Origin of the sequence: Chromobacterium haemolyticum, assembly GCF_002081825.1 — a bacterium.
GTDB classification, from domain to species: Bacteria; Pseudomonadota; Gammaproteobacteria; order Burkholderiales; family Chromobacteriaceae; genus Chromobacterium; species Chromobacterium fluminis.
The window spans coordinates 1-23,272 of the sequence record NZ_MUKU01000056.1 but is presented as its reverse complement, the minus strand read 5'-3'; the positions used below and the strand labels follow the sequence as shown (position 1 = coordinate 23,272).

Here is a 23,272-nt window from a genome sequence, read left to right as displayed (position 1 = left end):
CTGCAAGTGCGTGCTGCCATCTTGAACCGCTTCAGCATGCTGGGCCGTCCATGCACGGTGGCGGTGGCATAAGTCCGCTTGGGGAAAGGGGAAACTCGCCCTGTTCAGGATTTGTGCAACAGCGCCTATACAGAGCAAGGTCAATTAAAAACTGAATGTGTTAACTTGGGCGCGAGCCGGCTTGCCTCGGATCAACCGGCGTGTGGGCTGCTCCAGGCATACTGGAACTTAGAACCTGTTCACGATCTGCTGCGCTTCAGCGATACGGCGTTGAAAACGGCTTCGAAATGCTCATGTACCGTAAGTACATTCCGCTTTCTCAGCCGTTTTCGCCTTGCCTCACTTTTCACTCGCGAGACTTTGAACAGGCCCAATTTAGAGGGGACGGGAAATGATTGCGGTGATAGGCGCGGGAATGTCCGGCCTGGCCTGCGCCTGGCAGTTGCGCCGGCGCGGCGTGGACGCGGTGGTGTTCGAAGCGTCCGACAGGGTGGGCGGCAAGGTGCTGAGCCTGGACTTGGCGCCGGGCTTGATGGAGGCGGGGCCCAACACCGTGTTGGCGGACGAAGCCTTGTGGCAATGGCTGCTGGAGCTTGGGCTGACGCCCTTGCCGCCGGCGCCGGGGCCGCAGCGGCGTTTCGTGTTGCGGCACGGTCATTACCGCGCCTTGCCCGACGGCCCGGCCGCGCTGCTGACCGGCTCCTACTTAAGTTGGGGCGCCAAATGGCGTTTATTGAGCGAGCCCTGGCGTCGTTCCGCGCCGGTGAAGGGGGAAACGGTGGCGGCCTTCTTCCGGCGCCGGCTGGGCGAGGAAGCGCTGGCCACCCTGGTGGACCCGTTCATCGGCGGCGTATTCGCCGGAGATCCGGAAGAATTGCTGATGGCGGAATGCTTGCCCGCATTGGCGGCCGCGGAGCGGGAGGCCGGTTCGCTTGCCTTGGGCATGTGGCGGCGTTGGCGGCGCGGGGAGACGAGACGCAAGCGAATGTTCACGCTGGCGGGCGGGCTGTCCAGCCTGGCCGAGCGGTTGGCGCGCGATCTGGACGTGAGGCTGAGCTGTCCGGCGCTGGGGCTGGAGCGCGCAGGCGAGGGCTGGCGAGTGCTGACGCCGCGAGGGCCGCAGCCGGCCAGCGCCGTGGTGCTGGCTTTACCTGCGCCGCAGACGGCCTTGTTGTTGAGGGATTGCGAGCCGGAATGGGCGAGCGCCTGCGCGGCGCTGCCCTACGCGCCGCTGACCGTAGTGGCCACGGTAGCGGAGGCGGAAGCGCTGCGTCGGCCGTTGAATGGCTTTGGCGGTTTGCACCCCGCCAGCGAGCAGGCTCTGGCCTTGGGGCATTTGATGTCCAGCCGGATTTATCCGCACACGGCTGCGCCCGGTTTGAGGCTGGTGACCAGTTTTATCGGCGGCCGTCGCCAGGCGGCGTTGGCCGGATTGCCGGACCAGACCTTGTTGCGGCGTTTGAACCTGGAACTGGCGCGCCTGTTTGGTCTGGTGGGCGAGCCCTTGAGTCAACGCATTGTACGCTGGCCGCAGGCGTTGCCGCAGGGCACCCCGGCGATGGCGGCCTTGCGGCCGCTGGCGGCGGCCGCGAGCGAGCGAGGTCTGCATGCGTGCGCCAACTGGCTGGACGGGGTGTCGCTGCCGGATTGCCTGGCAAAGGGCCGGGCGTTGGCGGACCGGCTGGCGGAGCAGGCTTTGCATTGTCGCGGATACGGCATATAACAAATCGTCGCGGACAGCCGGGCGAAAGGAGCGGGCGATGAGGGCGAGTCTATGGATGGCGGCTGTCGGAGCCGGCTTGCTGTCGGCGGGGGCGGTGGCGCAGGCCCCGGTCAAACTATGCGGAGTGGAGTGGCAGCCGTTCACCTATGTGAAAAACGGCAAGGTGGACTCCGGCATCAGTCACGACGTATTGCAGGAGGCCTTCCGCCGGATGAACGTGCCGGTCACGATGGAGGGCGCGCCGTGGGAGCGTTGCCTGCGAGGTATCAAAACCGGCGATTACGACGCGGTGATCGACAATGAAGTCGCGGCGCAGACGCCGCGTTTCAAAAACGTTTACTCCAGCTATCCGGTGGCCTTGTGCGTCAAGCGAGGCTCGCCGGTCAAGTCCTTCGATTGGAAGCTGGTGCAGGGCCAGACTGTGGGCATGGTGCGCGGCTACACCTATACGCCGAAGATTCTGAACTACCCCAACTGGAAACTGGAGCCGAGCAACGACGAGGATCAGCTTTACGCGATGCTGACCGGCGGCCACCGCCAGTTCGTATTGTGCGATGTCTGGGGCGCGTCCCTGCGGCAGAATGTGGAGATCTTGCAGCCGGTGATAGACCGAACAGATTTATCGCCCACTTTCAGCGATCGACAGGCGGCGCTGGCGGCGCGGCTGGACGCGACGATAGGCGATTTGATTCGCGACGGCAGCGTGGAGCGCATCTACGCCAAATACACCAAGCGCAAGTTCCGGGACATGGTGCCGGCGACGGGCAAATGAGGGCGACGCGACGCGAGGCGGGCCGGCGGGAGGATATTTCGCCGGCCTTTTTGATTTGCCGCCAACGGCTTGGCTTTGCGCGGGGGACGCTAGGCGGTAGAATCGGCCTTTGACTTTTCACTTTGCTTGCCACGTCTATGCTTACCTTCCAGGAAATCATCCTCACGCTCCAGCACTATTGGAACCGCCAGGGCTGCGCCTTGCTGCAGCCTTACGACACCGAAGTGGGCGCGGGGACTTCCCACACCGCCACCTTTCTGCGGGCGCTGGGGCCGGAGCCGTGGAACGCGGCCTATGTGCAGCCGTCCCGCCGTCCCAAGGACGGCCGTTACGGCGAAAACCCCAACCGCCTGTTTCAGCATCATCAATTCCAGGTAGTGTTGAAGCCGTCTCCGTCCAATATCCAGGAACTGTATCTGGGCTCCTTGAAGGAGCTGGGCCTGGATCCGACGGTGCAGGATATCCGCTTTGTTGAGGACGACTGGGAAAACCCGACTCTGGGCGCCTGGGGGCTGGGCTGGGAAGTCTGGCTGAACGGCATGGAAGTGACCCAATTCACCTACTTCCAGCAAGTGGGCGGCCTGGACTGCAAGCCGGTTCTGGGCGAGATCACCTACGGCCTGGAACGCCTGGCCATGTATTTGCAGGGCGTGGAGAACGTCTACGATCTGATCTGGACCCATTTGCCGGACGGCCAGCCGGTGACTTACGGCAATGTGTTCTTCCAGAACGAAGTGGAGCAATCCAAGTACGCGTTCGAACACAGCAATGTCGAGCTGTTGTTCCGCCAGTTCAACGATTACGAGACCGAGGCCAAGTCGCTGCTGGAGGCCAGCCTGCCGTTGCCGGCTTACGAAATGATCCTCAAAGCCGGCCACGCGTTCAACCTGCTGGACGCGCGCGGGGCGATCTCGGTGACCGAGCGCGCCACCTACATCGGCCGCATCCGCACCCTGTCCCGCGGCGTGGCGCAGGCCTATTACGACGCCCGCGAAGCGCTGGGCTTCCCGATGTGCCGGCAGGCCTGAGCTTGACTTGCCGCCCCGGCCGTTTCTTGACAGAGGGAATGCGCATGAAAGCTTTTTTCGCATGCATGTGCGCCGCGTTGGCGCTGCCGGCGCTGGCCGAACCCGCCGCCGATTGGGTGGCGTATCAGGACGGCCAGGCGCTGCAACTGGCGATTGACGGCAACTCGCTGTGGCTGGGACAGGACGGACTGGTGCACTTCGTCAACCAGGAACGGTTCGATAAGGTCCAGTACGAGAAAAGCTACAAGCTGAAATTCAATATCCGCCGCAGCGTCGGTTACGCCGACTGCGGTAAGTACCAGTATGTGTTTGTCAGTTCCGATTATTTCGATCGCAACAACAGGCACCTGTTCTCAACCCTATTTCCAGTGCCGCGTCACGCCTGGAAATGGCAGCCCGTGTATCAGGGATCGGTCGCCGACGCCATGATGAAGGTGATCTGCGAAGCCGCCGGGGCCGCCAAGCGTTAAGTTTTCGAGTGAATATGAACCAGACATTGCTGATTGAGCTGCTCACCGAGGAGCTGCCGCCCAAAGCGCTGGAAAAGCTGGCCGCCAGCTTTGCCCAGACCATTGGCGACGAATTGAAGAAAATGCAGTTCGCGCCGGCCGACGCCGAGGCGATGGTTTACGCCTCGCCGCGCCGCCTGGCGGTGCAACTGGCCAATGTGGCCGCCTTGCAGCCTGACCAGAAAATCACCCGCAAAGGCCCGGCCGTGGCCGCCGGACTCAAGGATGGTCAACCCACGCCGGCGCTGGCCGGTTTCGCCCGCTCCTGCGGCGTGGAGGTGTCCGCGCTGTCCACGATGAGCGACGGCAAGCAGGACGTGTACGCCTATGAAAGCGTCAAGCAGGGCCAGCCGCTGGCCGCGGTGCTGGCCGACGTGGTGGCGCTGGCGCTGAAAAAGCTGCCGGCGCCCAAGCTGATGCGCTGGGGCAGCCTGGATGTGCAATTCGTGCGTCCGGTGCACGGCCTGATCATGCTGCACGGTGATGCGGTGGTGCCGGGAGAAGTGCTGGGCCTGCAAAGCGGGCAGCGCACCCGCGGCCATCGTTTCTTGTCCGAAGGCGAGGTGACGGTGGCCAACGCCGACGCCTACGCGCGCACCCTGCATGAATCCGGCAAGGTGGTGGCCAGCTTCGACGCTCGCCGCGAACTGATCCGCCACAAGCTGGCCGAGGCCGCCGCCCGCCTGAACGCCACCATCGCCGCGCCGGAGGCCTTGTTCGACGAGGTGACCGGCCTGGTGGAATGGCCGGTGGTGCTGGAAGCCGGCTTCGAGGCCGAATTCCTGCGCGTGCCGCAGGAATGCCTGATCCTGACCATGCAGCAGAACCAGAAATACTTCCCGCTGCTGGACGCGTCCGGCAAGCTGATGAACCGCTTCCTGCTGGTGTCCAACCTGGAAACCGCGGACCCGTCCTTCATCGTCGGCGGCAACGAGCGCGTATTGCGCGCGCGTCTGTCCGACGCCAAGTTCTTCTTCGAGCAGGATCAGAAGGCGCGGCTGGACAGCCGGCTGCCGCGTCTGGCCAATGTGGTCTACCACAATAAGATCGGTTCCTTGCTGGAGCGCGTCGAGCGCCTGCAGAGCATCGCCGGCGCCATCGCCCATGAGCTGGGCGCCGACGCCGCGCTGGCCGCCCGCGCCGCCTATCTGGCCAAGGCCGATCTGGTGTCCGACATGGTGGGCGAATTCCCCGAACTGCAAGGCGTGATGGGCATGTACTACGCCCAGCACGACGGCGAGCACGCCGAAGTGGCCGCCGCCGTCGAAGGCCATTACCACCCGCGCTTCGCCGGGGACACGTTGCCGGAAGGCAAGATCGCCACCGCGGTGGCGCTGGCGGACAAACTGGAAACCATCGTCGGCATCTGGGGCATCGGCCTGATTCCCACCGGCGACAAGGACCCGTTCGCATTGCGCCGCGCCGCTCTGGGCGTGGTGCGCATGGCGCTGGAAGCGGATTTGGATCTGAAAGCGCTGCTGAACATCGTCGTCGCCGCCTTCCCGGCCGGCAAGCTGTCCGCCGCCGTGGCCGACGAGGTGTTCGGCTTCATGATGGACCGTCTGAAGAATTTCCTCGCCGCCGATTACAAGGGCGACGAGATCGACGCGGTGTTGGCCCAGGCGCCCAGCCGGCTGGCGGAAGTGCGCGCGGTCTTGTCCGCGGTGGCCGCCTTCAAGGCCTTGCCGGAAGCGGCCGCGCTGGCCGCCGCCAACAAACGGGTGAAGAACATCCTGAAGAAGGCCGAAGGCGAAGTGAGCGCGGTGAACCCGGCGCTGCTGAGCGAAGCGGCCGAGCAGGCGCTGTTCGCCGCCGTCGAGCAACTGGCGCCGCAGGTGGACGGCAAGTTCGCCGCCCGCGATTTCGCCGCCGCGCTGACTCAGTTGGCTTCGCTGCGCGCGCCGGTGGACGCTTTCTTTGACGGCGTGATGGTGATGGCGGACGACGTCGCGGTGCGCAACAACCGCATCGCCTTGTTGGCGCGTCTGGCCGGCTTGTTCAACCGCGTGGCGGATATCTCGCTGCTGGCGGAGTAATCCGATGGGGCGGCCCGCGGCCGCCCCGGCGCTCTGGACGGGGAAAACCGTGAAACTAGTGATACTCGACCGCGACGGCGTGATCAACGAGGACCGCGACGATTTCGTCAAATCGCCGGCGGAGTGGGTGCCGATCGAACACAGCCTGGAGGCGATCGCCAACCTGACCCAGTCCGGCTGGCGCGTGGTGGTGGCCACCAATCAATCCGGCATCGGCCGCGGCCTGTTCGACATGCAAGCGCTTAACGCCATGCATGAGAAGATGCACAGGCTGGTGGGCCAGGCCGGCGGCCGCATCGACGCGGTGCTGTTCTGTCCGCACGGCCCCAGCGCCGGCTGCGACTGCCGCAAACCGTTGCCGGGCATGGTGCTGGAGATTGCGGAGCGCTTCAATGTGAAACTGGACGGCTTGCCGCTGATCGGCGACAGCCGCCGCGATCTTGAGTCGGTGGCGGCGGTGGGCGGCCTGCCCATCTTGGTCAAGACCGGCAAGGGGGCCAAAACGCTGGCCGATGGCGAGCTGCCGGCCGGCACCCTGGTGTTCGACGATTTGTACGACGCCGCGGAATATCTGATCGATTCCCGCGAACGTTGACTTCAGAAAAGGATAGTGTTCCAAGCATGCTGAGTTTATGGCTTCGTAACCTGCTGTATTGGCTGGTGCTGATCATCATCACGCCGCTCTTCTTCTTTCTGCTGCTGCTGTCCGCGCCGCTGCCGCGCCGCGCGCGCCATGTGTTCGGCGTCAGCTGGGCCTTGAGCCTGTTGTGGATGCTGGAGCATGTGATCGGCTTGAAATACAAGGTGCTGGGCGCGGAAAATCTGCCTGAGCAGCCGTCGGTGATCTGTTCCAAGCACCAGTCCGGTTGGGAAACCTTGGCCTTGCAGAAGATTTTCCCGTGGCAAGTGTACGTTGCCAAGCGAGAGCTGACCTGGATTCCGGTATTCGGCTGGGGCCTGGTGCTGATGAACCCCATCATCATCAACCGCTCCGACCGCGCCAACGCCAACCAGCGTCTGCTGGAGCAGGGCTTGGAGCGCAAACGCCACCGTTTCTGGATCACGGTATTCCCGGAGGGTACCCGCACCAAGCCGGGCGTGGCGGGCAAATACAAGCTGGGCGCGGCGCGCATGGCCAAGCAGTTCGACATGCCGCTGGTGCCGGTGGCGCACAACGCCGGCGAGTTCTGGCCGCGCAACGCCTTCCTGAAATATCCCGGCGAAATCACCGTGGTGGTGGGCCAGCCCATTGTGCCGAGCGAAGAGCTGGGGCCGGAGGCGATGATGAAGGAGGCCGAACAGTGGATCGAGGCGCGTCAGCGCGAGATCGGCGGCGTCGGCCCGTTTGCGGACGAGGATGAAAAGCGCAAGCGTCTGGCTGCGTCTGCCGCTGCCTGACGGCGAGGTGGATGTGGTGCTGACCCGGCGTCCGCGCAAGAGCGTGGGCATTCGGGTGAGCGCGGGCAGGGTGGAGCTAGTGGCTCATCCGGCGGTTAGCGCCGCCCGTCTGCGCGAAGTGTTGTTGGAGCGTCGAGACTGGATCGCCGGCCATGTGACGCGGCAGAGGCTAGAGCGGCGGCAAGCCGAAGATCTCAGCCAGCTGCGCTGGCGGGGGGAGGCGCTGCCCATCGTGCTGACAGCGGGCGCGAGGCGCACGGCTAGACTGACGGCGGACGGGTTGATTGTTACCGGTATCGCGCACGGCGACGCGGCGGCCTTGAAGCAGGCGGTCCGCCGTTTCTTCAAGCGAGAGGCTGCTTTGCGGTTTCCGGCGCGGATGGCGGAACTGGCGCGCGGCTGTCGTCGCCAGCCCTGCGGCCTACAGCTGTCGTCGGCGCGCACGCGTTGGGGCAGTTGCACCGCCGCCGGGATCATCCGGCTGAACTGGCGCTTGCTGCAAGCCCCGCCGACGGTGCTGGACTATGTGATCGCCCATGAGCTGGCCCATCTGGAACACATGAACCATTCGCCCGCCTTCTGGGCGGAGACTGCGCGTCTGTACCCGGGCTGGCAGGCGGCGCGGCGTTGGCTGAAGCTGCGCGGCGCCGAGCTGTTCCATTTTGATTAATGAATAAAGAACCGATTCATGATCTTGCGAGCTAGAGCGAGACAAGGCGAAAACGGCTGAAAAAGCGGAGTGTACATACGGTACATGCGCATTTTGAAGCCGTACTCACCGGTAACGCTCCACGACGCACAGCAGATCGTGAACAGGTTCTAAGGAGAAGAATGATGCGTTTACTACATACCATGCTGCGAGTGGGCAACTTGGAGCGCTCGCTGGCGTTTTACCAGGAAGTGCTCGATATGAAACTGTTGCGCCGCCAGGATTATCCGGAAGGCCGCTTCACCCTGGCCTTCGTGGGTTACGGTGCGGAAGAGGAACAGACGGTGCTGGAACTGACCCACAACTGGGACACCGAGTCCTACGAACTGGGCACCGGTTACGGCCATATCGCCGTGGAAGTGCCGGACGCCTACGCCGCCTGTGACATGGTGCGCGCCAAGGGCGGCAAGGTCACCCGCGAAGCCGGCCCGATGAAGCACGGCACTACGGTGATTGCCTTCGTCGAGGATCCGGACGGCTACAAGATCGAGTTCATTCAGCGCTGAGAACCTGTTCACGATCTGCTGCGCATCGTGGAGCGTTACCGGTGAGTACGGCTTCAAAATGCGCATGTACCGTATGTACACTCCGCTTTTTCAGCCGTTTTCGCCTTGTCTCGCCTTAGCTCGCGAGATCGTGAATAGGCTCTAAGCATTCTTGTTCGAGGGCCCTTGAACAGCTTTCAAGATCAGGCCGGCGGCAATGAGCCGCCGGCCTTGTTTCATCAAATGCTTAATTAGCGTGGCAATTGCGCAAAAACTCTTGGTTCCGATTCCGGTTTTCCTTGTCCGGACTGCCCGAGTTATGGGACGATGTAACGCTTTGTAACCGTTCTGGCCGAAACGGAGGCGCCGCTCCCACGGAGACGAGATCCGCGCCGGCCTGACGGCTAAGCGTCAGCGCAACGGCATCTGGCTGCCGTTTCGCGTCGATAACACTGCCGGAATCCACTCTTTGCATAGCCTGCCCTCGCGCGGCGCAGGCGATGGCGCTTTTATCAATGGGCGTCATGCCCTCGGGAAGATAGATGACCAAAAAACTCTTTAGCGCCGCCGCGCTGGCTCTGCTGCCGGCGCTGGCGCAAGCCGCTGAACTGGACGGCGCCACGCTGAGCCTGGCCTGGGGACTGCCGTTTGCCGGCATTTTGCTGTCCATCGCGCTGTTCCCCATATTCGCGCCGGGTATCTGGCACCACCACTTCGGCAAGATCACCGCGGTCTGGACCGTGCTATTCCTGGCGCCCTTCGCGGTGGCATATGGCCTGGGCACTTCGATGGCGCTAATCGTTCATGCTTTGTTCGCCGAATATATTCCCTTCATCGTGCTGCTGTTTTCGCTGTACACAGTGTCCGGCGGCATTCTGGTGTGGGGCTCGCTGCACGGCTCGCCCAAGCTCAATACCGCCATCTTGGCGATCGGCACCGCGCTGGCCTCCATCATGGGCACCACCGGCGCGGCGATGCTGTTGATCCGCCCTTTGCTGCGCGCCAATGAAAAGCGCAAGCACAATGTGCACGTGGTGGTGTTCTTCATTTTCCTGGTGGCGAATATCGGCGGCGGCCTGACTCCGCTGGGCGACCCGCCGCTGTTTCTCGGCTTCCTCAAGGGGGTGAGCTTCGGCTGGACGGTGCAGCACATGGCGCTGCCGGTATTGGTGTTGTCGCTGGCGCTGCTTGCCATTTTCTACGTGTTGGACAGCTATCTTTTCAAGAAAGAAGCCCAGGCGGGCACGCTGCCGGAGGTGGATCGCTCCAAGGACAAGCCGATCAAGCTGCATGGCAAGCGTAATCTGTTCCTGCTGGCCGGCATTGTCGGCGCGGTGTTGATGTCCGGCGTTTGGAAGCCGGGCGTGGAGTTCGACATCATGGGCACGCATGTCGAGCTGCAGAACATCATTCGCGATCTGGCGCTGATCGGCCTGGCCTTCGCCTCGCTGTGGATCACTCCCAAGCAAGTGCGCGCCGGCAACGAGTTCAACTGGGATCCCATTCTGGAAGTGGGCAAGTTATTTGCCGGCATCTTCGTCACCATCGGCCCGGTGATCGCCATTCTGCGCGCCGGCGCCGACGGCCACTTGGCCGGCCTGGTGCGCATGGTGTCCGATGCCAACGGCCAGCCGGTGAACATGATGTATTTCTGGATGACCGGCATTCTGTCCAGCTTCCTGGACAATGCGCCCACCTATCTGGTGTTCTTCAACCTGGCGCATGGCGACGCTCAGGTGCTGATGGGCCCGATGGCGGACACCCTGCTGGCGATCTCCATGGGCGCTGTGTTCATGGGCGCCAATACGTATATCGGCAACGCGCCCAATTTCATGGTCAAGGCCATCGCCGAGCATCGTCATGTGAAGATGCCGAGCTTCTTCGGCTATCTGGGCTGGTCCTGCGCCATTCTGTTGCCCTTGTTTGTGCTGATGACGCTGATTTTCTTCTGACGCCGTCCTGTTGCAGACAAAGCCCGCTGTCGCGGGCTTTGTTTTGTTCGAGCCGGAGGGCATGGATGTCGGCCCCGCCGCTTTCCGGTATGCTTGCCGTTTTGCCGTTTTCAATACGCTGAACCAAACTATGCACATCCATATCCTGGGCATTTGCGGCACCTTCATGGGGGGGATCGCCGCTATCGCCAAACAGGCCGGCCACAAGGTCACCGGCTGCGACGCCAATGTATACCCGCCGATGAGCACCCAGCTGGAAGCCATGGGCATCGAGCTGACCCAGGGCTTCGGCGCGGAGCAGGCCGACATCGGCGCGGACATCTTCGTGGTGGGCAATGTGGTGACGCGCGGCAAGCCGCTGATGGAGGAAATCCTCAATCGCAGGCTGCCTTATATCTCCGGCCCGCAGTGGCTGGCGGAAAACGTGCTCAAGGATTTATGGGTGCTGGCGGTGGCTGGCACTCACGGCAAAACCACCACCAGTTCGATGCTGGCTTGGATCTTGGAAGATGCCGGCCTGGCGCCGGGCTTCCTGATCGGCGGCATTCCGCAGAACTTTGGCGTGTCGGCGCGCCTGCCTGGCGCGCCGCGTCAGGACGCGGCGAGCGTCAGCCCCTTCTTTGTGATTGAGGCTGACGAATACGATACCGCCTTCTTCGACAAGCGCTCCAAATTCGTCCATTACCGGCCGCGCACCGCAGTGCTGAACAACCTGGAGTTTGACCACGCCGACATCTTCGCCGATCTGGCGGCGATAGAAACTCAGTTCCACCACCTGGTGCGCACCGTGCCGGGCCAGGGCCTGATCGTCAGCAATGGCCGGGAGGCGAGCTTGGATCGGGTGCTGGAGCGCGGCTGCTGGACGCCGGTGGAACGCTTTGGCGCGGACGCCGGCTGGCAGTTGGGCGCGCTGGAGGACAATGGCCATTTCGATGTGCTGCTCAACGGCCAGATTCAGGGGCGGGTGCGTTGGGATTTGATGGGCGAGCACAACCGTCTCAACGCCTTGGCGGCAATCGCCGCCGCTCGTCATGTCGGCGTGGCGGTGAGCCAGGCCATTGATGCATTGTCGCGCTTTCAAAACGTAAAGCGGCGGATGGAGGTGCGCGGCGTGGCGGCCGGAGTCACGGTGTACGACGATTTCGCCCATCATCCCACCGCCATCGCCACCACCCTGGCCGGCCTGCGCCACAAGGCAGGCGGGGCGCGCATCCTGGCGGTGCTGGAGCCGCGCTCCAACACCATGAAGCTGGGCACGATGAAGGCTGCGCTGCCGGCCTCTCTGGCCGATGCCGACCTGGTGTTCTGTTCCGCCGCCAATCTGGGGTGGAATCCCGGCGAGGCCTTGGCAGAGCTGGGCGACCGCGCGCAAACCTTCGATAATTTCGACGCGCTGCTGCAAGCGGTGGTGGCCGCGGCGCGCCCGGGCGACCATGTGCTGGTGATGAGTAACGGGGGCTTCGGCGGCATTCATCAGAAGCTGCTGGACCAACTGGCCATGCGCGGCTGAGCGACAAGCGTCGACGCAAGAAAGGGGGCCGTTGGCCCCCTTTGTCTTTTACGACGCGGAGTTTATCGTAAACAGGTTCTTAGCCGCGCAGTTTGGCGGCAATGCCGGCCACGCGCTGGCCGTAGGCCTTGGCGGTGTCCAGATCGCCCTGCGGGATTTCGTCGACGCTGGCGTCGGACGGCGATTGCACCAGCAGACCTACCGAGCCGCCCAGATTGTTGATGTCCTCGCGGCTGGCGTTCTTGGCGTTGCTGGGCAGCAAGCCCAGGCTGACCCACAGACCGCCGTGCTGAGAGGCCAGGGTTTGCAGATAAATCAGCGAAACCTGCTTGTCGCCGTTCAGGCTGGCGCTGTTGGTGAAGCCGCCGAACACCTTGTCCTGCCAGCCTCGTGTGAACCAGACTTTGGAGCTGGCGTCGGCGAATTTCTTGAACTGCCAGCTCGGGCTTCCCATATACGTGGGCGAGCCGAAAATGATGGCGTCGGCGCTGTTGAGCAGATCCCAGGCGCCGGCGGGCAGATTACCCTCGGCGTCAATGGCCAGCAATTGCGCACCTGCGCCTTCGGCGACATGCTGGGCCACTTGCTGGGTGTGACCGTAACCGGAGTGATATACAACGACGACTTTCGCCATGGCGAGCCTTTCATATTGCCGTGAATTAACAAAGGCCCGCAGCGAGGTGGGCCTTGTGCAAGTATTGGCGATGATGGCGAATTGAAAAAGCGTCGTCGGATAAATTAATTATTTAGTCGCATTAAACAATCTAGACGGCTTGACGCATTTTCGGTATCGCGAGCCGTGGGTTTGAATAGTAGCTTTTCGGCGCAGCGGCAGGTCAATAAAAACGCCCACGGCAAGGTGGGCGTTTTCTTGGTTTGAGCCGAGGCTTAGTGGAACTGCTCTTCCTCGGTGGAGCCGGTCAGCGCTGTGACGCTGGATTGGCCGCCCTGGATCACGGTGGTGACGTCGTCGAAGTAGCCGGTGCCCACTTCCTGTTGGTGGGATACGAAGGTGTAGCCGCGTTCGCGAGCGGCAAACTCCGGCTCCTGCACTTTTTCAACATAGGCGGACATGCCGCGTGCAACATAATCTTGCGCCAGGTCGTACATGTTGTACCACATGTTGTGAATGCCGGCCAAGGTAATGAACTGGTACTTATAGCCCATCGCACCCAGTTCGCGTTGGAATTTAGCGATGGTGGCGTCGTCCAGGTTCTTCTTCCAGTTGAAGGACGGCGAGCAGTTGTAGGCCAGCAGTTTGCCCGGATGCTTGGCGTGAACCGCTTCGGCGAACTTGCGTGCGAATTCCAAATCCGGTGTACCGGTTTCGCACCAGACCAGATCGGCGTAGTCGGCATAGGCGATGGCGCGGCTGATCGCCTGCTCCAAGCCTTTCTTGGTCTTGTAGAAGCCTTCGGCGGTGCGCTCGCCGGTCAGGAAGGGACGGTCGCGCTCGTCGCAGTCGCTGGTCAACAGATCGGCGGCTTCGGCGTCTGTGCGGGCGATCACCAGAGTGGGCACGCCGTAAACATCGGCGGCCAAGCGCGCGGCGATCAGTTTCTGCACGGCTTCCTGGGTCGGAACCAACACCTTGCCGCCCATGTGGCCGCATTTCTTCACCGAGGCCAATTGGTCTTCAAAGTGCACGCCGCCGGCGCCGGCGCGTATCATCGCCTTCATCAATTCATAGGCGTTCAGCACGCCGCCGAAACCGGCTTCGGCATCCGCCACGATGGGGGCGAAGTAGTCGATGAAGCCGGCGTCGCCTTGCGCCACGCCCTTGGAATGCTGGATTTCGTCAGCGCGGGTGAAGGCGTTGTTGATGCGCTCTACCACCTTGGGCACCGAGTCCACCGGATACAGCGACTGGTCCGGGTACATCGCGGAATATTCATTGTTGTCGGCGGCCACTTGCCAGCCGGACAGATAAATGGCTTTGACGCCGGCCTTGACCTGCTGCATGGCCTGACCGCCGGTCAGCGCGCCCAGACAGTTGATGTAAGGCTCGCTGTGGAGCAGGCCCCACAGTTTGTCCGCGCCGTTGCGCGCCAACGAGTACTCAATCTGCAGCGAGCCGCGCAGTCGTTCCACATCAGCGGCGCTGTAGCCGCGCTTGATGCCTTTCCAGCGGGGATTTTCGTTCCAGTCTTTCTGGATGGCTGCAATGCGTTGTTCGCGAGTCGTCATGCTAAAGCCCTTCTCGATACGTTTCTGTGCGCGCCGGCAGGCGCCGGCGTCCTCATTAAGCGATCTGTTTCATCCGGTTTTTCCGGATTTTCTTGCGGCCGGCCCTCATGGAGCCGGCTCGGCATGCCCGCCGCTCAGACCCTGTGGATAGAGGGCCGCCCGGCAGTGCACTTGCGGGTGTGGCTCAATTATTAGCACAAAAAAAAACGCTTGTGTGCAGTGCAGCACAAAGAAAATTGTTGATTTTCAAAAGCTAACAGCAACTTTCCTAAAACGAATATTGCGGCTCGCTCAAGCGTTTGCTTTTAGAAAATAAAAGTCCGCAAACGCACATCCGCGTTTGGCAGCCTGGGCGCGGCGGTCTGAAGCGGTTCAGTCGTTTTCAGGACTTGAATTCCGCGATGAAGCCCCTACCTTGAGTCGGGACTATTCGTACCGCTGAATCCAAATCCGAGGAATTGCCATGCAGGACAAGCAAAACATCGCGGCAGACGCCGTGGACAATGACAATATCGACGCAACGGTGGCGGAGCAGGCCGTAGAGCAAGAACTGAGCGCAGAGCAGCGGATCGCCGCTCTGGATGCGGAAGTGGCCGAACTGAAGGACGCATTGCTGCGCGCCCGCGCCGATCTGGAAAATCAGCGCCGCCGCGCGCAGGAAGACGTCGCCGCCGCGCACAAGTACGCGATTACCAAGTTTGCCGGCGAGTTGGTGTCGGTGAAGGACTATCTGGAAATGGCCTTGCTGGATCAGAGCGGCCAGATCGACACCCTGAAGATGGGCGTGGACATGACGCTGAAACAGTTGATCTCCGCTTTCGACAAGGCGCAGATCAAGGACATCGCCCCTCAGGCGGGCGACAAGCTGGACCCGCATCAGCATCAGGCGATGAGCGCGGAAGAGGCCGACGCCGAGCCCAACACCATCGTGCGAGTGATGCAAAAAGGCTACCAGATCTCGGACCGCGTGCTGCGTCCGGCGATGGTGGTGGTGGCTAAGGCGAAAGCATAAAAAAGGGCGGCGTGCTCCTCTTGAAATAATGGGCATAGCCAATACCTATTGAGACAACAGGCGGTCGCTATCGAACAAATGGCCGCTGAAACGAATTAAGATAAAGGAACTTCGACATGGGTAAAATCATTGGCATCGACTTGGGCACCACCAACTCCTGCGTATCGGTAGTGGAAGGCGGCAACCCGAAAGTCATCGAGAACGCCGAAGGCGCTCGCACCACCCCGTCCATCATCGCTTACATGGACGACGGCGAAATCCTGGTCGGCGCGCCGGCCAAACGCCAGGCCGTGACCAATCCGCGCAATACCATCTACGCCGCCAAGCGCCTGATTGGCCGCCGCTTCGAAGATAAGGAAGTGCAGAAAGACATCGACCTGATGCCTTTTGAAATTCTGAAAGCCAAGAACGGCGACGCCTGGGTGAAAGTGCGCGACCAAGAACTGGCCCCGCCGCAAATCTCCGCCGAAGTACTGCGCAAGATGAAGAAGGCCGCTGAAGATTATCTGGGCGAGGAAGTGACCGAGGCGGTGATCACCGTGCCGGCTTACTTCAACGACAGCCAGCGCCAGGCCACCAAGGACGCCGGCCGCATCGCCGGTCTGGAAGTGAAGCGCATCATCAACGAACCGACCGCCGCGGCACTGGCTTTCGGCCTGTCCAAGCAGGAAGGCGACCGCAAGATCGCGGTGTATGACCTGGGCGGCGGTACTTTCGACGTGTCCATCATTGAAATCGCCGATGTGGACGGCGAGCACCAGTTTGAAGTGCTGTCGACCAACGGCGACACCTTCCTGGGCGGCGAAGACTTCGACCAGCGCGTGATCGACTACATCGTGACCGAGTTCAAGCGCGAACAGGGCGTGGACCTGAAGAACGACGTGATGGCGCTGCAGCGTTTAAAGGAAGCCGCGGAGAAAGCCAAGATCGAGCTGTCCAGCGCGACCCAGACCGAGGTGAACCTGCCTTACATCACCATGGACGCTACCGGCCCGAAACACTTGGCGATGAAGATTACCCGCGCCAAGTTCGAAAGCCTGGTTGAGGACTTGGTGGAGCGCTCCATCGAGCCGTGCCGCGTGGCGCTCAAGGATGCCGGCCTGTCGGTCAACGACATCTCCGACGTGATCCTGGTCGGCGGTCAGACCCGCATGCCCAAGGTGCAGGAAAAGGTTAAAGAGTTCTTTGGCAAGGAGCCGCGCAAGGATGTGAACCCGGACGAAGCCGTGGCTGTCGGCGCGGCGATCCAGGGTTCGGTACTGTCCGGCGACCGCAAGGACGTGTTGCTCTTGGACGTGACCCCGCTGTCGTTGGGCATTGAAACCCTGGGCGGCGTGATGACCAAGCTGATCCAGAAGAACACCACCATCCCGACCAAGGCGTCGCAGGTGTTCTCCACCGCCGACGACAACCAGACCGCGGTGACCATCCACGTGCTGCAAGGCGAGCGCGAGAAAGCTTCCGCCAACAAGAGCCTGGGCCAGTTTAATCTGGGTGACATCCCGCCGGCGCCGCGCGGTATTCCGCAGATCGAAGTGGAATTCAACATCGACGCCAACGGCATTCTGCACGTGTCGGCCAAGGACAAGGCTTCCGGCAAGCAGGCCAACATCACCATTCAGGCTTCCTCCGGTTTGTCCGAGGCCGAGATCCAGCAAATGGTGAAGGACGCCGAGGCCAACGCCGAGGAAGACAAGAAGCTGCATGAGCTGGTCACCGCGCGCAACCAGGCGGAAGGCCTGATCCACAGCGTGAAGAAATCGCTGGCCGAGCACGGCGACAAGATCGACGCCGCCGAGAAGGCCAAGATCGAAGACGCGGTGAAGGCTGCCGAGGAAGTGGCCAAGAGCGAAGACAAGGCCGAGATCGAAGCCAAGACCGAAGAACTGGCCAAGGCCAGCCAGAAGCTGGGCGAAATCATGTACGCCCAGGCTCAGCAGGCTGAAGCCGGCGCCCAGCAGGGCGGCGCGGACGCTCAGGCCGGCAAGCAGGAAGACGGCAATGTCGTCGACGCCGAGTTTGAAGAAGTGAAGAAAGACAAGGCTTAATCGCCAGCCGATGTCTTGACGCCTGATGACCGGGCCGGGCCCGCCGGAGTGTTCCGCGGCTCGGACCGGTCATTGGCGTATGGTGGCCGGCCGCGCAGGGGGCTTGCTTCCCGTGCAGGCTGAATTTTGAGAGAGACAGGAACATGTCCAAGAAAGATTACTACGATGTGTTGGGCGTCAATCGCGACGCCTCCGACGACGACATCAAAAAGGCTTACCGCAAGCTGGCGATGAAGTATCACCCGGATCGCAATCCGGACAGCAAGGAAGCGGAAGAGAAGTTCAAAGAGGTCAAGGAAGCTTACGAGATTTTGTCCGACAGCCAGAAGCGCGGCGCTTACGATCAGTTCGGCCACGCCGGAGTGGATCCGCAAGCCGGCGCGGGCGGCGGCGCTGGCTTCGGAGGCTTCGGCGATTTCGCTGATATCTTCAGCGACATCTTCGGCGGCGGACGTTCCGGCGGCGGCGGCGGCGGACGCTCCAACGTCTATCGCGGCGCGGACCTGCGCTACAACATGGAAATCTCGCTGGAAGAAGCCGCTCGCGGCTGCGAGAAGCAGATCCGCATCCCTTCGCACGAAGAATGCGACGTCTGCCACGGCAGCGGCGCCAAGCCCGGCACCCAGCCCAAGACCTGCTCCACCTGCGGCGGTCACGGCCAGGTGAGGATGAGCCAGGGCTTCTTCTCCATTCAGCAGACTTGCCCCACCTGCCACGGCACCGGCAAGCAGATTACCGATCCCTGCACCAGCTGCCACGGCGCGGGCCAGAAAAAGACCAACAAAACGCTGAACGTGAAGATTCCGCCCGGCGTGGACGAGGGCGACCGCATCCGTTTATCCGGCGAAGGCGAGCCGGGTCAGAACGGGGGCCCGTCCGGTGATCTCTACGTGGTTACCCACATCAAGCCGCACGCGGTGTTCCAGCGAGACGGGATGGACCTGCATTGCGAGATGCCGATCTCCTTCTCCATCGCGGCGTTGGGCGGCGAAGTGGAAATCCCCACGCTGGACGGCATGGCCAAGGTCAAGATCGCGGGGGAAACCCAGAGCGGCCGAGTCTACCGCTTGCGCGGCAAAGGCGTGAAGGCGGTGCGCGGCACCGATTACGGCGACCTGCACTGCCATGTGGTGGTGGAAACCCCGGTCAAGCTGACCGATCGTCAGAAAGAGCTGCTGCGTGAATTCGACGCCATCAGCCAGGGAGATGTGGCGACTCACAATCCGCGTTCCAAGTCCTTCATGGACAAGCTGAAGGATTTCTTCGGCTAAAGCGATATCCGAGCGGCCTTCGCGGTCGTCGGTGCAAAAACGGCAAGCGAGCGCGCTTGCCGTTTTTTTTGTTTCATTTTTTTGTCTATTGGTCAAATGTTTTTGGGTAACTTGTTGTAATGAGCGTTTTTTTAAAATGAATTATCTGGAGGGTTCCGGTCTAGGGCCTTATCTTGGAGGGGCTCCGGATCCCCGCTCCGGGGCGAGAACATAAAAATATCCGGGTGTCCGCCGTTAGGCGAAGCGCACCCGGCTTCGCTCAAAGGAGAGTTTCATGGATGAATTCGTCAACGCCGTCAACGGCGTCATCTGGAGCCCGGCGCTGATTTACCTGTGCCTGGGCGTGGGTCTTTACCTATCTGTGCGCACGCGCTTCTTGCAGTTGCGCCACTTCAAGGAAATGCTGCGGCTGATGTTCAATACCGAGAGCACCGCCAGCGGCGTGTCCTCGTTTCAGGCGCTGGCGATGACCTTGGCCGGCCGCGTGGGCACCGGCAATATCGCCGGCGTGGCCACCGCGATTACTTTCGGCGGCCCGGGCGCCATCTTCTGGATGTGGATGGTGGCCTTTCTAGGCGCCAGTTCGGCCTTTGTGGAATCGACGCTGGGCCAGGTCTACAAGGAGAAAATAGACGGCCAGTACCGCGGCGGCCCGGCTTTCTACATCGAGAAGGGGCTGGGCATGAAGTGGTATGCCTGGCTGTTCGCGATCACCACTATTGTCGCCACCGGCATGCTGTTGCCGGGGGTGCAGGCCAATTCCATCGCCGCCTCGCTCGAAACCGCCTTCGGCATCGCGCCCACCGTCACCGCCGCGGTACTGGCCATCATCCTGGGTTTCATCATCTTCGGGGGGGTCAAGCGCATCGCGCTGTTCGCCGGCGCGGTGGTGCCGTTCATGGCCCTGGGTTATATCATCGTCGCCTGCGTGATCATCGCGCTGAACATAGAGCTATTGCCCGGCGTGATGGCCTTGGTGCTGAAAAGCGCGTTTGGCTTTGAGGCCGGCTTCGGCGCCATCCTCGGCCTAGCCATTCAGTGGGGGGTGAAGCGCGGCGTGTATTCCAACGAAGCCGGCCAGGGCACCGGCCCGCACGCTTCCAGCGCCGCAGCGGTATCGCATCCGGCCAAGCAGGGTCTGGTGCAAGCCTTCTCGGTCTATATCGACACCCTGTTCGTCTGTTCCGCCACTGCTTTCATGTTGCTGATCACGGGTCAATACAATGTGCAGGGCCCGGAAGGCCAGGCCATGTTCACCGGCATCGCCGGCGTGGCGGCGGGGCCGGGCTATGTGCAGATCGCGATGGAAAGCATCATGCCGGGCTTCGGTTCCATCTTCGTCGCGCTGGCGCTGTTTTTCTTCGCCTTCACCACCATCGTCGCCTACTACTACATCGCCGAAACCAATATCGCCTACATCAACCGCAAGATCCAGCTGCCTTGGCTGAGCTTCGTGTTGAAGATCGCGCTGATGGCGGCGACGGTGTACGGCACGGTCAAAACCGCGGATCTGGCCTGGGGGTTGGGCGATATCGGCGTGGGCCTTATGGCCTGGCTTAACATCATCGCCATCATTCTCATGCAAAAACCGGCGCTGGCCTGTCTGCGCGATTACGAAGCGCAGAAGGCGCAGGGGCTGGACCCGGTCTTCCATCCGGAGAAACTGGGCATCGTCAACGCCGCCTACTGGGAAGGACGGCGCGCGGAGGACAATCTGGCAGCGGAATTGGCGGCGCAGGCTGCTCACGAGGCGGATGAGGGCAAACTTGCTCCACGCAAGGGCTGACGAGGACGCGGACGGCACCGGTGTCCGGCGCTGTCCGCAGGCCGAGCGTGCAAAAATCAGAACACTCTGTTTTGCCGGCCGGCATCCGCTGCGGGGCGGCGGCAACAGGCGTACAATGGCCTGGCTGATCCTTCTAATGGAATTGTCATGATTTTCGCCAACCGCTATTTTCCCGCCACCCGCATGCGTCGCATGCGCAAAGATGAATTCTCCCGCCGCCTGATGCGTGAAAACGTGCTGACCGCCAATGACCTGATCTATCCGGTATTCGTGATGGAAGGGCAGAATCGGGTGGTGGAAGTGCCGTCGATGCCGGGCGCGCCGCGCCAGACGCTGGACAAATTGCTGCACACCGCCGAACAGGCGCTGGAATTGGGCATCCCGATGCTGTCGCTGTTCCCGGTGATCGAGTCGGGTAAGGACAATAGCGCGCAAGAGGCTTACAACCCCGAAGGCCTGGTGCCGACCGTGGTGCGCGAATTGAAAAAACGCTTTCCCGAGCTGGGCGTGATGACGGACGGCGCGTTGGATCCCTACACCATTCACGGCCAGGATGGGGTGATGGACGATAGCGGCTACGTGCTCAACGACGAAACCACTGAAATCCTGATCAAGCAAGGCCTCTGTCACGCCGAGGCCGGCGTGGACATGTTCGGCCCGTCCGACATGATGGACGGCCGCATCGGCGCGATCCGCGAGGCTTTCGAAGAGGAAGGCTTCATCCATACCAAAATCCTGGCGTATTCAGCCAAGTACGCATCCGGTTTCTACGGCCCGTTCCGCGACGCGCTAGGCTCGTCCGGCAATCTGGGCAAGGCAGACAAGAACAACTACCAGATGGACCCGGCCAATCTGGACGAAGCGATTCAGGAAGTGGCGCAGGATCTGGAAGAAGGCGCGGACGCGGTGATGATCAAGCCGGGCATGCCTTATCTGGACGTGATCCGCCGGGTGAAAGACACTTTCCGGGTGCCGACCTTCGCCTATCAAGTGTCCGGCGAATACGCGATGTTGAAGGCCGCGTTCCAGAACGGCTGGTTGAACGAGGAAAAGTGCATGCTGGAAAGCCTGATCGCGTTCAAGCGAGCCGGTGCGGACGGCATCCTGACCTATTTCGCGCTGGACGCTGCGCGCTTGCTGCGTCAACGCTGAGCGCAGGCAGGCCAGCCCTCGCGCCCCGGCTCCGGCCGGGGCGTTTTGCATGGGAGCGGATATGGATTTGATGCATTCCACCCTGTTCTGGGTGATCATCGCCGCCGCGCCTGCGGTGACGGCGCTGGGTATTCTGATCCGGTTGGCCAGGCGCGAGCCGCCGCCGGAGCTGCCGGCCGGCGTCAAGCCGCTGGCTTGGGACGATGAGGATCAAGACGACGATGCCGCGCCGCCGGGCGGCTAGTCGAAGCGCCAGCTAGCCATGGACAGATTGCCCATGCGCCAGTCGTCGTGCAGCTTGACGGCCTTGGCGCCGCGGCCGCCGGCTCCCAGAGCAATCCACAGGGGGGCGATATGTTCGTCGCTGGGGTGGTTGCGGCGCGCGTCGGGCGCCAGCCGCAGCCAGTCCGCCAAGGCTTCATGCGCTCCGGTCTCCAACTGCAAGTCCAGCCAATCGCGGAAGGCCAGCGCCCACGGCGCCGGTTCCGAGCCTTCCGGCGCCAGCGCGCGCAGATTGTGAGTATAGCTGCCGGAGGCGACGATCAGAACGCCCTCGTCGCGCAGCGGGCGCAGCGCTTCGCCTATGCGCATCAACTCGGATGCCGGCGCTTGATGCGGCAGCGACAGATTGACGATGGGAATATCCGCCTGTGGATACATCAGCATCAGAGGCGTCCAGGCGCCGTGATCCAATCCTCTCTGTTCGGTGCTCTGCGCCGGAAGACCGGCTGCGGCGAACAATTCATGCAGGCGCGCGCAGAGCGGCGCATCGGTGCGCGCGGGGTAGCTCAAGCGGTACAAGGCCTCGGGGAAGCCGTAGAAGTCGTGAATGGTTTCCGGATTGGGGTTGTGATTGACCACCAGGCCGCGAGTTTCCCAGTGCGCGGAAACGATGACGATGGCGCGCGGGCGGGGCAATTCCGTTCCCAGTCGGGAGATGAAGTGACGGCTTGGGCTGTCTTCAAGCACCAAGGTGGGGGCGCCGTGCGAGATGAACAGCGCGGGTAGGCGAGCGGTCATGGCTGAAGCTTTCATTCAAGAGATGCTTCAGCTTAAGCTACGCCGATTCTCTGATAAACCGCAGTTTATTGGTTTTATTGTTTACTCGTTGGAAACAATTTAGCGATGAGGCGCCTTGGGGGAGGGGCGGGACTAACTTAATCCGGCAAGCAGGATGGCACAGCCTGCAATGAAGATGAGGAAGCCCGCGATGCGTCGCCAATTGCGCTTGTCTTGCCTGCTGGCTAGTGGCTGCCGCTTTAACCTTCTCAGCTGGTGTCGGTACATGGTCATTTGACGCTCCTATATTTGAATGATAATCATTATTAATTAAATGTCAAAATAAACGCTCCATTGTGGAGCGGTCGGAGCAAAGGACGGCCTGCAATTGAGAGCCTGTTCAAAGTCTCGCGAGCTAGGGCGAGACAAGGCGAAAACGAGCGAAAAAGCGGAGTGTACAAGTGGTACATGAGCATTTTAAGCTTGTACTCCCCGTGCAAGGCTTCAAGAAGCGCAGCAGACTTTGAACAGGTTCTGAGAGCCTGTTCACGATCTTTTGAGCAGCAGAACGAGGAAGGCTAAATGGATGAACTGCAAGCTGGTATTGAGTTTCCGCTCGCAGTTCTTCCATAACCGTCGGCATTTCTCAAGCCAAGCAAATGAGCGCTCCACCACCCAACGTTGAGGCATCACCG

Annotated in this window: 21 protein-coding genes; 17 read left to right on the top strand and 4 right to left on the bottom strand. The window is 61.8% G+C overall.

Translation table 11 applies throughout. The annotated features are described in order from the left end of the window. Nucleotides 1–391: 391 nt before the first annotated feature. The 11 genes from hemG to mpl all read left to right on the top strand — a co-directional run bounded on the left by hemG (nt 392) and on the right by mpl (nt 12,122). Nucleotides 392–1,723, top strand: a complete 1,332-nt coding sequence (gene hemG / locus B0T39_RS23730; RefSeq protein WP_081551099.1) for a protoporphyrinogen oxidase — start codon at nt 392–394, stop codon at nt 1,721–1,723. Nucleotides 1,724–1,760: 37 nt separating this feature from the next. Continuing rightward, nucleotides 1,761–2,495, top strand: a complete 735-nt coding sequence (locus B0T39_RS23725) for a substrate-binding periplasmic protein (RefSeq protein WP_176219645.1) — start codon at nt 1,761–1,763, stop codon at nt 2,493–2,495. Nucleotides 2,496–2,632: 137 nt separating this feature from the next. After that, nucleotides 2,633–3,523, top strand: a complete 891-nt coding sequence (glyQ, locus tag B0T39_RS23720; protein WP_081551095.1) for a glycine--tRNA ligase subunit alpha — start codon at nt 2,633–2,635, stop codon at nt 3,521–3,523. Nucleotides 3,524–3,567: 44 nt separating this feature from the next. Beyond that, nucleotides 3,568–3,993 carry a surface-adhesin E family protein gene (locus tag B0T39_RS23715; RefSeq protein ID WP_081551105.1) on the top strand — a complete coding sequence of 142 codons (426 nt, stop codon included), beginning with the start codon at nt 3,568–3,570 and terminating at the stop codon, nt 3,991–3,993. 14 nt (nt 3,994–4,007) lie between these two features. After that, entirely contained in the window at nt 4,008–6,068 is a 2,061-nt protein-coding gene (glyS, locus tag B0T39_RS23710) for a glycine--tRNA ligase subunit beta (protein WP_081551093.1), read from the top strand. Between the two features lie 49 nt (nt 6,069–6,117). Continuing rightward, nucleotides 6,118–6,663 (top strand): D-glycero-beta-D-manno-heptose 1,7-bisphosphate 7-phosphatase, encoded by a 546-nt coding sequence (gene gmhB / locus B0T39_RS23705; RefSeq protein WP_019103520.1) that lies wholly within the window; start codon nt 6,118–6,120, stop codon nt 6,661–6,663. Between the two features lie 26 nt (nt 6,664–6,689). After that, nucleotides 6,690–7,466, top strand: a complete 777-nt coding sequence (locus B0T39_RS23700; RefSeq protein ID WP_019103521.1) for a lysophospholipid acyltransferase family protein — start codon at nt 6,690–6,692, stop codon at nt 7,464–7,466. After that, the gene (locus B0T39_RS23695) at nt 7,426–8,136 is read left to right on the top strand and encodes a M48 family metallopeptidase (protein WP_176219643.1); all 711 of its coding nucleotides are present in this window, start codon (nt 7,426–7,428) and stop codon (nt 8,134–8,136) included. The genes B0T39_RS23700 and B0T39_RS23695 overlap by 41 nt, the downstream gene beginning before the upstream one ends. Before the next feature lie 164 nt (nt 8,137–8,300). Next, nucleotides 8,301–8,681, top strand: a complete 381-nt coding sequence (gene gloA / locus B0T39_RS23690) for a lactoylglutathione lyase (protein WP_043591907.1) — start codon at nt 8,301–8,303, stop codon at nt 8,679–8,681. 521 nt (nt 8,682–9,202) lie between these two features. Continuing rightward, nucleotides 9,203–10,612, top strand: coding sequence for a sodium:proton antiporter (locus B0T39_RS23685; RefSeq protein ID WP_043591905.1), 1,410 nt, complete (start codon nt 9,203–9,205; stop codon nt 10,610–10,612). 130 nt (nt 10,613–10,742) lie between these two features. Next, the gene (gene mpl / locus B0T39_RS23680; RefSeq protein ID WP_081551101.1) at nt 10,743–12,122 is read left to right on the top strand and encodes a UDP-N-acetylmuramate:L-alanyl-gamma-D-glutamyl-meso-diaminopimelate ligase; all 1,380 of its coding nucleotides are present in this window, start codon (nt 10,743–10,745) and stop codon (nt 12,120–12,122) included. Nucleotides 12,123–12,201: 79 nt separating this feature from the next. On the opposite strand, the gene B0T39_RS23675 is transcribed toward mpl, so the two are convergent. Both B0T39_RS23675 and aceA read right to left on the bottom strand, forming a co-directional pair. Then, the gene (locus B0T39_RS23675; protein WP_019101048.1) at nt 12,202–12,756 is read right to left on the bottom strand and encodes a flavodoxin family protein; all 555 of its coding nucleotides are present in this window, start codon (nt 12,754–12,756) and stop codon (nt 12,202–12,204) included. Nucleotides 12,757–13,010: 254 nt separating this feature from the next. After that, a complete protein-coding gene (aceA, locus tag B0T39_RS23670; protein ID WP_019101049.1) occupies nt 13,011–14,309 on the bottom strand; it encodes an isocitrate lyase in 1,299 nt (432 codons plus the stop codon). 463 nt (nt 14,310–14,772) lie between these two features. On the opposite strand from aceA, the gene grpE reads away from it, so the two are divergent. The 6 genes from grpE to B0T39_RS23640 all read left to right on the top strand — a co-directional run bounded on the left by grpE (nt 14,773) and on the right by B0T39_RS23640 (nt 21,822). Beyond that, nucleotides 14,773–15,321, top strand: coding sequence for a nucleotide exchange factor GrpE (grpE, locus tag B0T39_RS23665; RefSeq protein WP_043591903.1), 549 nt, complete (start codon nt 14,773–14,775; stop codon nt 15,319–15,321). A gap of 116 nt (nt 15,322–15,437) precedes the next feature. After that, nucleotides 15,438–17,369: a molecular chaperone DnaK gene (dnaK, locus tag B0T39_RS23660; protein WP_081551091.1), complete on the top strand. Its 1,932-nt coding sequence runs from the start codon at nt 15,438–15,440 to the stop codon at nt 17,367–17,369. A 143-nt stretch (nt 17,370–17,512) separates the two neighbouring features. Next, nucleotides 17,513–18,640, top strand: a complete 1,128-nt coding sequence (gene dnaJ / locus B0T39_RS23655) for a molecular chaperone DnaJ (RefSeq protein ID WP_081551089.1) — start codon at nt 17,513–17,515, stop codon at nt 18,638–18,640. 274 nt (nt 18,641–18,914) lie between these two features. Next, a complete protein-coding gene (locus tag B0T39_RS23650) occupies nt 18,915–20,426 on the top strand; it encodes an alanine/glycine:cation symporter family protein (RefSeq protein WP_081551087.1) in 1,512 nt (503 codons plus the stop codon). A 147-nt stretch (nt 20,427–20,573) separates the two neighbouring features. Then, complete coding sequence (hemB, locus tag B0T39_RS23645; protein ID WP_043591896.1) at nt 20,574–21,578, top strand: porphobilinogen synthase; 1,005 nt, start codon at nt 20,574–20,576, stop codon at nt 21,576–21,578. A gap of 61 nt (nt 21,579–21,639) precedes the next feature. After that, nucleotides 21,640–21,822 carry a hypothetical protein gene (locus B0T39_RS23640; protein WP_081551085.1) on the top strand — a complete coding sequence of 61 codons (183 nt, stop codon included), beginning with the start codon at nt 21,640–21,642 and terminating at the stop codon, nt 21,820–21,822. On the opposite strand, the gene B0T39_RS23635 is transcribed toward B0T39_RS23640, so the two are convergent. Beyond that, a complete protein-coding gene (locus B0T39_RS23635; RefSeq protein WP_081551083.1) occupies nt 21,819–22,598 on the bottom strand; it encodes a DODA-type extradiol aromatic ring-opening family dioxygenase in 780 nt (259 codons plus the stop codon). The genes B0T39_RS23640 and B0T39_RS23635 overlap by 4 nt on opposite strands. A 525-nt stretch (nt 22,599–23,123) precedes the next feature. Further along, nucleotides 23,124–23,272 (bottom strand): transposase (locus B0T39_RS23630; RefSeq protein ID WP_141111082.1); only part of this gene is annotated, 149 nt, incomplete at its 5' end.

Bases quoted from the DNA above. Each gene is read 5' to 3' on its own strand.
- hemG (WP_081551099.1), top strand. From the start codon at position 392: ATGATTGCGGTGATAGGCGCGGGAATGTCCGGCCTGGCCTGCGCCTGG.
- B0T39_RS23725 (WP_176219645.1), top strand. From the start codon at position 1,761: ATGAGGGCGAGTCTATGGATGGCGGCTGTCGGAGCCGGCTTGCTGTCG.
- glyQ (WP_081551095.1), top strand. From the start codon at position 2,633: ATGCTTACCTTCCAGGAAATCATCCTCACGCTCCAGCACTATTGGAAC.
- B0T39_RS23715 (WP_081551105.1), top strand. From the start codon at position 3,568: ATGAAAGCTTTTTTCGCATGCATGTGCGCCGCGTTGGCGCTGCCGGCG.
- glyS (WP_081551093.1), top strand. From the start codon at position 4,008: ATGAACCAGACATTGCTGATTGAGCTGCTCACCGAGGAGCTGCCGCCC.
- B0T39_RS23700 (WP_019103521.1), top strand. From the start codon at position 6,690: ATGCTGAGTTTATGGCTTCGTAACCTGCTGTATTGGCTGGTGCTGATC.
- B0T39_RS23695 (WP_176219643.1), top strand. From the start codon at position 7,426: ATGAAAAGCGCAAGCGTCTGGCTGCGTCTGCCGCTGCCTGACGGCGAG.
- gloA (WP_043591907.1), top strand. From the start codon at position 8,301: ATGCGTTTACTACATACCATGCTGCGAGTGGGCAACTTGGAGCGCTCG.
- B0T39_RS23685 (WP_043591905.1), top strand. From the start codon at position 9,203: ATGACCAAAAAACTCTTTAGCGCCGCCGCGCTGGCTCTGCTGCCGGCG.
- mpl (WP_081551101.1), top strand. From the start codon at position 10,743: ATGCACATCCATATCCTGGGCATTTGCGGCACCTTCATGGGGGGGATC.
- B0T39_RS23675 (WP_019101048.1), bottom strand. From the start codon at position 12,756: ATGGCGAAAGTCGTCGTTGTATATCACTCCGGTTACGGTCACACCCAG.
- aceA (WP_019101049.1), bottom strand. From the start codon at position 14,309: ATGACGACTCGCGAACAACGCATTGCAGCCATCCAGAAAGACTGGAAC.
- grpE (WP_043591903.1), top strand. From the start codon at position 14,773: ATGCAGGACAAGCAAAACATCGCGGCAGACGCCGTGGACAATGACAAT.
- dnaK (WP_081551091.1), top strand. From the start codon at position 15,438: ATGGGTAAAATCATTGGCATCGACTTGGGCACCACCAACTCCTGCGTA.
- dnaJ (WP_081551089.1), top strand. From the start codon at position 17,513: ATGTCCAAGAAAGATTACTACGATGTGTTGGGCGTCAATCGCGACGCC.
- B0T39_RS23650 (WP_081551087.1), top strand. From the start codon at position 18,915: ATGGATGAATTCGTCAACGCCGTCAACGGCGTCATCTGGAGCCCGGCG.
- hemB (WP_043591896.1), top strand. From the start codon at position 20,574: ATGATTTTCGCCAACCGCTATTTTCCCGCCACCCGCATGCGTCGCATG.
- B0T39_RS23640 (WP_081551085.1), top strand. From the start codon at position 21,640: ATGGATTTGATGCATTCCACCCTGTTCTGGGTGATCATCGCCGCCGCG.
- B0T39_RS23635 (WP_081551083.1), bottom strand. From the start codon at position 22,598: ATGACCGCTCGCCTACCCGCGCTGTTCATCTCGCACGGCGCCCCCACC.